Source organism: Myxococcus virescens (assembly GCF_900101905.1).
GTDB lineage: Bacteria > Myxococcota > Myxococcia > Myxococcales > Myxococcaceae > Myxococcus > Myxococcus virescens.
In genome coordinates, this window is record NZ_FNAJ01000013.1 from 141,668 (window position 1) to 154,697 (window position 13,030).

General features: G+C 66.6%; 8 protein-coding genes, 1 tRNA gene and 1 pseudogene. 6 read left to right on the plus strand and 4 right to left on the minus strand.

All coding sequences use genetic code 11. The annotated features are described in order from the left end of the window. Positions 1 to 47: 47 nt before the first annotated feature. The 5 genes and pseudogenes from BLU09_RS28975 (at position 48) to BLU09_RS28985 (ending at position 5,135) form a co-directional block, all read left to right on the plus strand. Positions 48 to 120, plus strand: a tRNA-Gly gene (locus tag BLU09_RS28975). 654 nt (positions 121 to 774) lie between these two features. After that, positions 775 to 1,614: pseudogene (locus tag BLU09_RS40200) on the plus strand (discoidin domain-containing protein); the annotation flags it as partial. 9 nt (positions 1,615 to 1,623) lie between these two features. Continuing rightward, a complete protein-coding gene (locus BLU09_RS40005; RefSeq protein WP_482805282.1) occupies positions 1,624 to 2,856 on the plus strand; it encodes a discoidin domain-containing protein in 1,233 nt (410 codons plus the stop codon). Between the two features lie 285 nt (positions 2,857 to 3,141). Continuing rightward, positions 3,142 to 3,267, plus strand: coding sequence for a hypothetical protein (locus tag BLU09_RS39945; protein ID WP_261771365.1), 126 nt, complete (start codon positions 3,142 to 3,144; stop codon positions 3,265 to 3,267). A 602-nt stretch (positions 3,268 to 3,869) separates the two neighbouring features. Then, positions 3,870 to 5,135: a cytochrome P450 gene (locus tag BLU09_RS28985; RefSeq protein WP_090493153.1), complete on the plus strand. Its 1,266-nt coding sequence runs from the start codon at positions 3,870 to 3,872 to the stop codon at positions 5,133 to 5,135. A gap of 206 nt (positions 5,136 to 5,341) precedes the next feature. On the opposite strand, the gene BLU09_RS28990 is transcribed toward BLU09_RS28985, so the two are convergent. After that, positions 5,342 to 6,334, minus strand: coding sequence for a discoidin domain-containing protein (locus BLU09_RS28990; RefSeq protein ID WP_090493155.1), 993 nt, complete (start codon positions 6,332 to 6,334; stop codon positions 5,342 to 5,344). A gap of 253 nt (positions 6,335 to 6,587) precedes the next feature. Here BLU09_RS28990 and BLU09_RS39530 point away from each other — a divergent pair, with 253 nt between their 5' ends. Continuing rightward, positions 6,588 to 8,240: a jacalin-like lectin gene (locus BLU09_RS39530; RefSeq protein WP_244172093.1), complete on the plus strand. Its 1,653-nt coding sequence runs from the start codon at positions 6,588 to 6,590 to the stop codon at positions 8,238 to 8,240. A gap of 153 nt (positions 8,241 to 8,393) precedes the next feature. Here BLU09_RS39530 and traA read toward each other — a convergent pair whose 3' ends face one another. The 3 genes from traA to BLU09_RS29015 form a co-directional block, all read right to left on the minus strand. Continuing rightward, positions 8,394 to 9,965: an outer membrane exchange protein TraA family protein gene (gene traA / locus BLU09_RS29005; protein WP_090493156.1), complete on the minus strand. Its 1,572-nt coding sequence runs from the start codon at positions 9,963 to 9,965 to the stop codon at positions 8,394 to 8,396. 277 nt (positions 9,966 to 10,242) lie between these two features. Then, positions 10,243 to 11,265 carry a 50S ribosomal protein L11 methyltransferase gene (locus tag BLU09_RS29010; protein WP_244172094.1) on the minus strand — a complete coding sequence of 341 codons (1,023 nt, stop codon included), beginning with the start codon at positions 11,263 to 11,265 and terminating at the stop codon, positions 10,243 to 10,245. A gap of 201 nt (positions 11,266 to 11,466) precedes the next feature. Further along, entirely contained in the window at positions 11,467 to 12,357 is an 891-nt protein-coding gene (locus tag BLU09_RS29015; protein ID WP_090493160.1) for a hypothetical protein, read from the minus strand. Positions 12,358 to 13,030: the final 673 nt, after the last annotated feature.

The window sequence follows — 13,030 nt, forward strand, 5'->3', positions numbered from 1 at the left end:
CGTTGACAAGCCACGGGGCGGCCCGTACTTTGCGCCCTGCTTCGCCTGCGGTGGTAGCTCAGTTGGTAGAGCACGAGCTTCCCAAGCTCGGGGTCGAGGGTTCGAATCCCTTCCGCCGCTCACGGATAAAGGCCGGTGGTCCTTGAGGAAACTCAGGACCGCCGGCCTTCGTCTTTTCGGGCCTCGGGGCGTCTTGCAGCAAGGATGCGGTAAACGGCGCGAAGCGCTGGCCTGCTGGACGTGCGGAACGGCCTCGCTGGTGCTCCAGCATCGCGCGCCGCCTCACCAGTCCTGCCCCGACCACTCGCGGCCTCCCCGCTTTCATCGGCGCCTTCCTCGCCGCTGCCTGGAGCGCCACCCTCGCCTCCTTTCCTGCTTTGTATTGAAACACAGCCGCTGCGGGAGGGCGCATCCGCAGCAAGGGTGAGAATTTTCAGCAAAACTGAGAGGGATTGCCGCACGCCTGTCTGCAGGGCGAGTTCGATATCCATTTGAGGAATGGCCATGGGAATACCATTTCGGGTGAAAGGGTATTCGCGCCCGCAACACCGCTACGAGTCGTAAACACCGCCGGTCCTGACGGAAGCGAGGCGCCCAGCGCGGGGCGTGGGTCGCTGACGGGGCGCGGGCCTGCGGTCTGGAAGCCAACGCGCCGCTGGGGGATCGCGGCGCGCCGGTCCGGCATCGTCCGCCCGGTGAGTCGTGGCTCCTGATGGTCTCACCTGAGGTATCAACTTGAATCCACACCACAGGACCTCATCCCGGGGGGGATGGATGCACCTGCGCGAGCCTGCCCGTGTGCTCGCGCTGACTGCCCTTGCGCTCGCGACGCCCACGCTAGCCGCCGAGGGATTCATTTCCGTCACGGCCAGTGGGGATGACGGCAACGTCCCCGCCAACGCCATCGACGGAGACCCCACCACGCGCTGGTCCAGCGACGGCGTGGGCGAATGGCTCACCGGCGACCTGGGCGCCGTGAAATCGCTCAGCGCCGTGGACATCTCCTGGCACCGTGGCGACGAGCGCGTCAATCGCTTCGTCATCTCCACCTCGACGGACGGCACGAACTTCACGCAGGTGCACTCCGGCAGCTCGTCCGGCACCACCGCTGCGCCGGAGCGTTACTCGTTCTCCGCGGTGAACGCACGCTACGTGCGCATCACCGTGAACGGCAGCACGATGAACACCTGGGCCAGCATCGCGGAGCTGGCGGCCGTCACCGACGGCTCGCCCCCGCCCACCGACCCGCCCGGCGTCCTCCCCGAGCGCTTCACCTCCGTCGCCGCCAGCGGAGATGACGGCAACGTCCCCGCCAACGCCATCGACGGCGACCCCGCCACGCGCTGGTCCAGCGACGGCGTGGGACAATGGATTACCGGCGACCTGGGCACCGTGGCGCAGTTGAGTGCCGTGGACATCGGCTGGCACCGTGGCAACGAGCGCATCAACAACTTCGTCATCTCCACCTCCACGGATGGCACGAACTTCACACAGGTGCACTCCGGCAGGTCATCCGGCACCACCGCCGAGCTGGAGCGCTACTCGTTCTCCGCGGTGAACACACGCTACGTGCGCATCACCGTGAACGGCAGCTCGATGAATACCTGGGCCAGCATCGCGGAAATGCAGCCTGGCACCGGCTCGACCCCGCCCACCGCCCCGCCCGAGCGCTTCACCTCCGTCGCCGCCAGCGGAGATGACGGCAACGTCCCCGCCAACGCCATTGACGGCGACCCCGCCACGCGCTGGTCCAGCGACGGCGTGGGACAATGGATTACCGGCGACCTGGGCACCGTGGCGCAGTTGAGTGCCGTAGACATCGGCTGGCACCGTGGCAACGAGCGCGTCAACAACTTCGTCATCTCCACCTCCACGGACGGCACGAACTTCGCGCAGGTGCACTCCGGCAGGTCGTCCGGCACCACCTCCGCGCTGGAGCGTTACTCGTTCTCCCCGGTGAGCACGCGCTACGTGCGTATCACCGTGAACGGCAGCTCGATGAACACCTGGGCCAGCATTGCGGAAATGCAGCCCGGTACCGGCTCGACCCCGCCCATCGACCCGCCTGGCGAGCAGGGCCAGGACAAGTTCGGCGTGACGATGATCTATCCGACCAAGTCCGGCGGCGAGCAGTGGTTCCTGGCGGACAACGCTACGTCCGACAAGCGCTTCGACCCGCAGAACACCATCAGCCGCAACTCGGACGGCTCCTGGAAGATGAAGAACAGCAAGGTGCGCATGTCCGTGTTCACCTCCACGGGCTACAGCGCGTCCAAGATTCCGACCTATGACCGCGACGTGCTGGCCAGCCGGGGCTACATGCAGGCGGCGAACGACTGGCGGAACATCGAGATGACTGGCTTCGTGAAGGTCAACTCGGTGTCCGACGTGTCGGACAACTTCGCGTGGTACGCGCGAGGCGGCAAGCACAACGACAACCACTCGGGGTGCGAGGGCAGCAGCTACAAGGGTTCGCTGCACTATGACGGCCGCGTGCGCTGGCAGAAGGAGACGTGGCACGTCTCCTACAACCAGGCGGCGTACAAGTCCGGTACCTCGGCGCTGCGCGGCCGCTGGGTGGGCTTCAAGTCGGTGATGCGCAACACCAAGGTCAACGGAAAGGAAGCCGTGCGCCTGGAGATGTACCTCAACGAGAACGCCGACAAGAAGACCTGGAAGAAGGTCTACGACATGGTGGACTCGGGCAGCTGGGGTGGTGACGCCAGCCACTGCGGCGGCGCGGTGAACGCAATGCCCATCACCTGGGGCGGCCCCATCGCGGTGTTCCGCTGGGACAGCGCCAACGACGTGGACTTCAAGTGGCTGTCCGTGCGCGAAATCTCGCCGGAGCAGTGAGCCGCTGACCACGTGACGCCCGCCCCGGTGCTCCTTCCTTGGAGTGCCGGGGCGTGGCGTTTACGACTTCTTCGGCTGCGGCAACTTCGGAACCAAGGCCACGTGTGGCCCCTTCAACCGGTTCTCGGAGAACCTGTGCTCGGGGCTTGAAGGCTCGCCATGGTCGTGTAACCCCTGTCCACAGGCTCCCTGCCGGGCCTGAACCGCTTCGCCGATACTGACGGCGATGGCACCTTCAACACGCTGTCGTCGAACGACGGTGAGCCGGAGCGCTGCTTTACCCTCGTGGACACCGCTGGTTGCAGCTGCGCGCAGATTGTCGATGCGCTGGGGATGAGCCAGGAGCACGCCCAATCTGGATGCAGCCTCAGCACCCTGGAGAGCTGGGTGTCGCGCGTGAAGGAGAACTAGAGGGCCTGAAGTTGCCCCATCCTGATGCCCCCCCCAGCTCTCCTTTGATTTGGATACGAGTTGTGCCGCGCCTTCTGGTTCCAGGGTAGGAATTCTCCTGGCAGACGCCAATGACCGGCGACGCTCCTCCATCAGCGAGGTCTCCGTGGCGGCCGGAGCAGGCACGTCCAGTCTGCCGCCCACGGCCATCACCTTCTCACGTACATTCCCACAGGGACGTACCACATCGTGCTGCTGGCGGATGTGCATGAATGGATTGCCGAGAGTGATGAGAACAACAACGGCGCGCGCCGCGGGGGCTCGGCGGAAGAAGTCGTGCTCGGTGAGGAGAGATGGTGGTCAAGGTGCCTTCCATGGGGCTCTGGCTTCGTCGCGTGGACGGACAGTCGCGTGCTGATCGACTCACATGGAGAGCGTCGCTCGCTCGAACGGGAGTCGCGCAACGAGAGCATCCCCGGTGATGTTCAAGCCAGACGGCGCCGCGTGGACATGGGACGATCCGTCCAGCATGGCCCAGCCCCGTGTGCGAAACCTTAAGCCCTGGCACCATGCGGTCCGCTGTCCCGCTCCCCACCCAACAAGCCGTTGAGGTCAGCTCACGCATGTCCAAGACCAACGCCCCTTCAGGACTCGGGTCTGAGTACCACCCGCTCGACTCTCCCCAACTCGAGAATCCTCATCCGTTCCTCGCGCGTGCACGGCGGGAGGAACCGGTGTTCTTCAGTCCGGTGTTGGGGGCGTGGGTGGTGACGCGCCATGCAGACATCAGCGCCGTGGTCGCCGATACCACACGCTTCTCGTCCGCAGAGTCCATCACGGTGGGCGCCGCGACGACGCCGCCGGAGGTGGTCACCGCGCTGATGGACGGTTACCCCCTGGTGCCCAGCCTCGTCGACAATGATCCGCCAGCGCATGGCCGCTTCCGGAGCCTCGTCAGCAAGGCCTTTACCGGGAGGCGCCTCGCGGAGAAGGAGCCCTTCATCCGCACCCTCGTGGACGCGCTCATCCACTCCTTCAGGCACGAGAGGCAGGTGGACCTGTTCCTCCAGTTCGCCCATCCGCTGTCGTGCGGAATCATCGCGGAGATTCTCGGAATCCCCAGCTCGGACATCCACCGGTTCCGGCGCTGGTCCGATGACCTGTCCACGGTCCTCGCCGCGCATGGCCCCATCGAGCACCAGGTCGCGTGCGCGCGAGGCGTGGTCGAGTTCCAGCGATACCTGGCCTCGGCGCTCAAGGAGCGGGAGGTGTCCCCCCGAGAGGACCTGCTGAGCGACATCGTCACCGGAGCGCAGGGGATGACGCCGCCCATGAGCATGGCGGAGCTGGTGAGCCTGCTGATGCAGGTGCACTTCGCGGGACATGAGACGACCGCGGGCCTCATCGTGGGAGCGGTGGAGCTCCTACTCGAGCATCCGGAGCAACTGCGGGCACTTCGGGACGACCCGGGCCTCATCGCGGGCGCAGTCGAGGAGGCGGTGCGGATGATCTCCCCCGTGCATGCCATGTTCCGTACGGCGCTGGAGGCGGTGGAGATTGGGGGCGTGCCCATTCCCAAGGGAGCCCACATCCGCATCGTCTACGCGTCGGCCAACCGCGACGAGGCCCGGTTCCACGAGCCTGAGCGCTTCGACATCCGGCGGCCTGACATCAAGAAGCACCTCGCCTTCGGGCAGGGCCTCCATTTCTGCATCGGCGCGCCGCTCGCGCGGCTCGAGGCACGCCTGGCAGTGGAGGCGCTGCTTCGAAGTCTCCCGGGGCTCCGGCTCGTACCAGGGCAGAAGCCGGGCTTCCTGAGGAGCGTCACCGTCCGGAGGCACGAGAGCCTCGAGGTCGCGTGGGATGTCCAGGCGAATCAGGCCCTCTGACGACCCGACGCACAGGCCGGTGAAGAGACGGCCCTCCTCCAGCCTAGACATCAGATACGCGACGAGCGCGTCGATGTCCGCCTGGGGCAGGTGGGACGGCTTGCCGTGCGCGTCCTTGATGACCAGGACCCCGCCGGCTGCCAGCGCAGGGTTGGCCAGTACTCGCCCAACGAGGCGAGCACTGGGGACCTGCTGTGCTCCGGGCGTCAGTAGTCCCAGCGGTAGACTTCCAGCTCCTTCACGTCATACCGGGTCGCGCCGCTCATGCTCAGGCCGAAGTACTGGTACGTCTGGTCCGACGTGAAGGAGTGGACGTGCGTGCCACCGCCCGCGCCCGTGCGGGTGGCGAGCGTCACCCAGGAACTCATGCCCGGCGTCCAGCCCATCAGCGTGTAGCCGGGGGGCACGAAGCTGCCCCATTTCACGACGACGCGGCGCACGGCCTCCGCCCGGCCCAGGTTGACGTTGAGCCACACCGTGTCCGAGGTGTTGGCGTGGTACGCCGAGCGCCATGCGCTGCGATAGTTCTCCAGGTGGTAGGCGCCATTGCCGTCCACGGCGGCGCTGGGGGCGCTGATGCCCGTGTTCTCCGAGTCGCTCGCGCTGGCCGCCATGCCGAAGGCAAGGTTGGGGTTGGAGTCCAGATCGAGTGAGCTGCCGAGGTCGTTCACGACTTCGAAGTCGACGATGAGGTTTTCCGTCTCCGGCTTCGTGCTGCCCAGCGCCTGTTTCACGCCCGGGGTGACGTCAATCCAGCACCCCAGGGGCTTGTAGGGGGATGCCGCGCGGCCTCCCAGCGCGGCGTCACTGAGGATGCTGTCGGCGGGCCCGGAGTCCTGGAGCGTGGTGAGGACGCTGCGGCCGTAGCCCGCGTGCCCCGGGTGGCGGTTGGTGATGCGAACCTGCGTGCCCCACTTCAGCGAACGCGTGCTGCTGGTGCGCAGGTCCGACTGGGCCGCGGTGACGCCAGCCAGGTTGACGATGGTGTTGTTGGCGGCGTTGTAGCCGTAGTCCAGGGGGAGCGCGACGTAGAGCGCGCTCCAGGAGATGGTCTTCCCACTGGCGCCGGTGCCACCCCAGAAGCTGGAGGCATAGGCGCGGCGCTTGCCGGTGAACTGCGCGTTGGCGGTGCCGCAGAGGACCATGGCGAGCACGAGCGTCCAGATGGGCAGGCTGCCGCGGGACAGGAATGGGAGCATGGAACGAAGCCTCTCGGGGGAAGGGACGGGGCGAGCTTCGGAGCCATTCGGTGCGGGTGTCAAAAACCCGGGTAGACGGTGGCGGACCAGGCCTGGACGCCGAAGCGTGCAGCCGCTGGAACGCAGTTGCGTCCTCCCGTGACGCAGCAACGCCCCGCTTCCGGATGAAAACGTGCGCCCGCACCTGGAGGCCGTTGGGTGCGCGAATTGCAGTGAGTCTCGGCTAGGGCTTCTCCCTGAGAAAGAGACATCAATGCCAAGCACGAGCGCTTCTGGAACCTGGGTGCAGTTCTTCGACATGTGGGGCTACCAGCATGCCTATATCAACTTCACGGGCGCCCAGAACGTCTCGGATCTGGATGACTACAAGTTCACCCTGTTTGGCTCCAGCTCCCCAGGCGGCGCCAAGGTGGGGGACCACATCGAGTCGCTGGTGACCGGCCCCCAGACCTGGCTCATCGTCTACGAGGACAAGGACTACAACAAGAAGCACCCGAGCAAGACGAAGCTGTATTTCGGCCCCAACACGCTCGTGTCCAACTTGGAAGGCGAGTACCGCTTCAATGACAACATCGACAGCTTCCAGATGTTCAGCGCCCAGCCCGCGGACTGGCCCGGTGCGTCCGCGGCACGGAATGGGGCCATCACCCAGTTGGCGATTGTCGAAGAAAAAGCGCTCTTCGCCACCATCTCGAGCGATCTGGAGTCGCTGGTGGGGGCGCTCCTCAACCTCATCCCGGACATCGGAGGGTTCCTCAGCAGCCTGATGGGCATTTTCTGGCCCTCCACCACCAACCCCAACCTCATCTGGGAAGCCATCCAGCGGTACATCGTCAAGGCCGTCTACCTCGGCGTTGAGTCATCGGTGATGAGCTCCATTGAGAATGAGTTCCGGGGCATCCTCAACGCCATCAAGCTGTATCAAAACGACCGGCTCTACAATGAGTACGACGGCCTGTGTCAGCTCATCGCGGACCGCGCTCCGTATTTCACCTACAACGCCAAATACCCCGCGTCGCAGTACCCCTCGCAGAAGCTGCCCTATAGCTCCGCCTATTTCACGATCGCGCTGGCCATCTACAGCGCGCGCTGGCGTTACTTCGACCAGATCTACGCCTCGGCGCCTTGGTATCCGACAGAGGGGCCCGCGAAGCGCGAGGCCTTCAGGTTGGCGCTGGATTCCATGCTGGAGCAGGCCACGGCCGCGCTGAAAGTGATGGCGAAGCAAGCCTTCAACGAGCAGAAGGCCTGGGCGGAGTCGAAGGCGCAGAACCAGCACCGCGAGCGAGAGGCGTTCCTCTATACTCAACAGTTCGCCGTCAATACGCTGGGGTGGTTGGCGCCCTCCTTCATGTGGCCGTGCTTCGGCTCCACCGGCCAGCTCCCCGTCCAGAGCGTCATTCACGCACTGACGGGCCCCTACGGTGGCGCGGAGAACATCTCGGGAGGGGGCCGTGCGAAGGACGCCGCCGCCAATGGTCAGAACATCTCCCGCGTCCTTCTTCGCACGGGCAGCCGGGTGGATGGTCTCCAAATCTGGCTCGACGGCTCCGAGCAACCCCTGCGGGGTGCCGCCGGTGGAAACACTGTCTGTGACGTCACCTTCGCGGAAGGGGAGTATGTCGTCGCGGCCTTCGGGTATGGCGGCACCCTCGACGCCGGCTCGCTCAATCAACTCTACCTCCGCACCAACCTGGGGAGGCAGTTCGGTGGAGGCGCTCCGGGGAGCACCTGGTTCCAGTCGCTGGCGCCCCAGGGCGTCGATGCCCGCCTGTCGGGTTTCACCAGCGCGCTCCAGCCCAATACCCTCAACAGCATCTCCTTGATCTGGCGCTTCGAGACACCCACCACGCCCGGGTTCGACCCTATCGCGTGGCTGGACCTCCCTGGGCTCACCGACCGGTAGCGACAGCCCGGCCGACCGTCATCCTGGTGCCATCGCCTTCGAATGAGGCCTTGGAGGTCGGCGTGAGTTGCCGCTGCCGGACACGCTTCGATAATGGGGCCCCTGAACGCGAGGGGGCCCCGTGAAGAAGCCTCCATCGCGCGACGGCGTGTCCTATCGCCGGCCGCGTCTCACGACGAGCGATAGCGCGAGCAGGGCCATGGGGAACAGCGCGGACGGACCACCCTGACAGCCGCAGCCAGACTCCGGCTCCGAAGGGTCCTCCGGCGAGCCTCCATCCACGGAGCCCGCGTCCCCGGCCGGAACTCCCGAGTCCGCGGTGGGATTTCCACCGTCCGTGCCCGTGCTTCCCCCATCCACGCCAGGGTGGGAGCCGCCGTCCACCTCACCAGGCCCACCTGCGTCCGCCTCTCCCGCGTCCGTCGCTCCCGCATCAAGGGGCCCCGCGTCCGCCTCTCCTGCATCCGTCGCTCCCGCATCGAGGGGCCCCGCGTCCGCCTCTCCCGCATCCGTCGCTCCCGCATCGAGGGGCCCCGCGTCCGCCGCTCCAGCGTCCGCCTCCCCCGCGTCCGCCTCTCCCGCGTCGGGGGTCCCCGCGTCCACGGGCCTGCACTCGCCCTGCTGGCAGGTCCCTCCCGTGCACTCCGTGCCATCCTCCACGGGAGTGGAGGCACAGTTGCCCGTCTCCGTGCAGATAGGCAGGTGGCATTCATCCGGCGCCACACAGTCATTCGCATCCTGACACTGCGCGCAGACGAAGCCCTCGCTCTGACTCACACAGTACGGCGTCGATGCACCGCACGGAGAGCACGAATCCCCACAGAAGAGCGACGAATCACAGGGAGCGCACAAGGCCGCCGCGTTGCAGCGGTAGCCTGCCTCGCATCCCCCATTCCCTGGCGCGTTGGCGAACTGACGGTTGCATTGGGCGCACTCGGTGGGAGCTGGGAACGAGGGCTGCCCCGATTCCATCTGATGGAACATCCCGGGCGTGACGAGCACGAAGCCCTCGGTAGCCAGATTGATGATGGGCGGCATGGTCGCTGCCCTCTCGAAGTCCGTGAAAACGCCGTCGTAGACCGACATCTCGAGCGCGGCGTGCTCCCCGACGTTCGTGTGGAGCACCTCCACGCCGTAGAGTCCCGACTGCGCGAAGTGGACCGTGTTGGTGGCGCGCCACGTCGGTACGCCGAGCGTCGGCGGACGGATGATGACCGGGTAGCTCGTCTGGTCGCGGTCGAAGAGCGCCAGGCTCACCGAGTCGTCGGCGTAGAACCCGAAGTGCAGAGGCCTGTCGACCATGTCGCTCGTGACAGCGATGAAGCCACGCAGGCGGGTCGCGAAGGATGTGACGGCATCTCTGTAGCCGAAGTCACACCCGCCGACGGGGCAGCCCGCGACGGCCCCGGTGAAGTCCCCGTAGCTCAGTGTCCTCCCGTCATTGAGATTGTTGGACAGGTCCACGGGCGTCCGCAGCACCGAAGTGACGCGGTTGCCCCGGTTCGCCTCCATGAAGGCATTGATACCAGCGATATAGGTCGACTGAGCCTGGGGGAAGTCAGCCGCGGGATTCCGCGAGACGCTCGTCGCGACGCAGAGGCCCGCCCCCGTCGCCTCGGGAAGGGGCGCCACGGGAGGTCCACTCACCATGACGGCCTGAGCGCTGGCAGTGCGAGGAATGGACAATCCACACAACAAGAGCATGAAGATGCGGAGCAATCGCATCCGCGCGTATTACTCCTGGCCGCCGGACTCCGACAAGTGCGGCCGGATGCATCCGCCACGCGCAAGCCCACCGGGCGCCTGGCTCATCCAAACGCGCGCAATGCCTTTCCGAGCGCATCGAAATGCGGAGGACGTCCACCTTCACCATCGAAAGCCACGTGGGGAGCCGCCACAGGTCACGCCGCTGGGGCATCTGAGGTCATGAGCGGGTGATTCGCGGCTCGTGCTGCCGCCGGGGGATTCCTCCGGCGGCAGCAGGCCAACGACAACACCTGAACTACGGGCGCACCGGCTTCAGGCAGTAGAGCGTGGTGCGCTCGCGAGAGCGCGCCATGTGCAGCGGGTCTGACGTGTCCTTCGCTTTCGAATGCCGCGCAGGGGTCGACCGGGCCCACTGCACCGACAGGCCGCACCGTTCGAACTCCGCTTCGAGCCACCCGGGTGAGCGAAGGCCGAGCAGCACCGCGAGGTCCGACAGGAGCAGCAGGCCCACTCCCCCAGGAGCAAGCGAAGCGGAGAGTCCTTCGAGAAAGCGCCGCAGGAACTGGCTGTCCTCGTCGAACACCGCGCGGTCCACCCGGTTCTTGGGCGGTTCGGGAATCCAGGGTGGGTTGCACACCACGAGGTCCGCCGTGCCCTTCGGGAACAAGTCGGCCTCGGCCACCTGGAAGCGCTTGCCGAGCCCGAGCCGCTCCGCGTTCTCCCGGGAACAGGCCACGGCGCGAGAGTCACAATCAGTCGCCTGCACGGACGCCGCGCCCCGCTGGAGGAGGATGAATGAGAGCACGCCGGTCCCAGTGCCGATGTCGAACACGCGCTTGCCCTTCACCTCCGTGAAGGAGTTCAGCAACTCCACGTAATCGGTGCGGGTCGGAAGGTAGACGCCGTAGTGCGGGTGAAGCAGCCCAGTGAGGCCAGGAACAGCGAGACCCTTGCGACGCCACTCCGCCGCCCCGAGCATGCCGAGGAGTTGTTTGAGCGGGACCACCGTGGTGTCCGTCGTTGAAGCCCCCCATACCTGATGACATGCCAGTGAAGTGTCCGGTGCCCGCGCGAGCCCGAGCCGGTAATCGCGGTCGAGAGACACCACGATGCGCGACAGCGTCTCGTGTTCGAGCTGCCGGGCCCGCCGCTCGGCGCGGAATGCTTCCAGCGGCGAGCGCGCCTTCGCTGGCCGCGGCAGCCGCCGGCTCAGCGCGCCGAGGAGCTGCTTCGCGTTATGGAAGTCACCGGAGTACAGCAGGAACTCGCCTCGGCGCACCCGCTTGAGCGCCGTATCCGCGCTGAGTCGGTCATTCACGGGAGACAGCCGAGCAGGCGCGGGTTCCGAGCTCTCTGAGTGCCAGGTGAAGGCGGAGTCCAGCGGCGGCGCGGACGGAGAGGTGGAGGGGTTCGGCCCCTCGGGCGAGGCATCGGTTCGGGGAGCGCGAGGCATGGGGATGGGGTAGCACGTCCACGCGCTCCCGTCGCGTGTGGGAAACCACCGGCGCTCACCGCGCCCTTAGCGCTTCTGGCGGCGACGCGGTCGTCCTGACGCACGGCGCTTCGAGCCACCGGCAGGCGGGCCGTGTCTGAAACGTTGTGCGCCGGAACGCTGCTCCGGGGCGGGGGCCGGCTGCGGCGGCCTTCGCTCTCGCCTCCCGCCGCCGTCGCCCTGTGATGGGCGCTTCGAACGCTTCGAACCGCCCGCTTGCATCGAGCCACTGAGCGCCTGGGTTGCGTCTTTCGCCACGCCTTCGGGCCCGACCGTGCCCTTCACGGCGTCTCGCACGGGTCCACCAGGCCCGAGTGCCTGGTCGGCCACGCGGTTCACCGTCCCGCCGGGTTCCAACGCCCCCTTCGCCGCCCCGCCCACGTCCTGGACGGCCTCGGACACCGCTCCGCCAGGCTTCAGGCTCTCATGGGCGGCTTCCCCCACCTCGCCTATCGCATGCCCCACGGGCCGAAGCAGGCTGGCGAGCAGTTCGGGGTTGCTGTCGAGTGTCTGGAGCGCACGGTCCAGGATTTCATAGACACGCTGGAGCCGGACCTTGAGCAGCGCCTGGGCCTCCACGCCTTTGATGGTCAGCTTGACCCGTTCGATGCCCACGTCAGCGCCCACATCGAGTCGCACGAGATTGGCCAGCTCGGCATGCAGTGAGACGCGTGCACGCACGTTCTCCACGTCGAGCGTTATCTCATCCACCTTCACCGTCGGGACGTCGAGCAGCACGTCGGGCACGATTTCGATGGGCCCTTCGTCGACGCCCGCCTGAGCGAGCGCATGCCGTGTGTCCTCTCGCGTGGCTCCGCCTTCCCGCTGTGAAGGCCGCTCCTCGGGATTGTCATGCTCCGTCTTGTTCGCGGACTTCGTTCCCCGGAATCGCCATGCCCCCCATCCTGTCTTTGCCACGTTCGACCTCCTCCCTCTGCCAAGGGTGAGGAGCGGACGACGGGCCTGACACCCGGTGTGGCCAAGGGCCTCGTCCCACTGGCCTCAGTCCATCGAAAGACACTGCCGGCAGGCCGCAAGGCTTCTCACGCAGGCAGCCAGGGCCCCCACGGAAGCAGGACACGCCCGCCTTGCCACAGCCTCCCGAGCAACGCGTCTCCAGATTGACAGGGAGCTGTTGACCCATGCCCCAGGGAGTTCCCCATGCCCGTACGTCGACCACCGCAATCAAGTCACGCGCGTTTCCAGAGCGAGCCATTGAACGACCAGGAATCCGAGCTGAACGATGACGTCGCCATTTCCGCACGCGCCCGGGGCGAATCGCTCGTCGTGCATGCAATCCATGGCGTTCATGTTCGCACCTGGTCGTCGCCTGGCGTCGAGAGCGTCCACACCTCGCACCGGACAGGCATACCGGCCCCCCTCACGACAGGGCACTACGGGCCTTTCGAAGCAGCCATGCATGTGGGAACACGGTTTCAGGAGCCTTCAGCGCCCCCACCGTCCGGCAGGGCCCAGCCCCCTCGGAAGCGCTCCGGGCGGAGACGTCACTGAACCGCCATCGGTAGCCAGGGCGGGCGCCCCCCGTCCCCCACCCGCCCGGCAATCACCCCCCCTTTCGGTCCACCCGCTC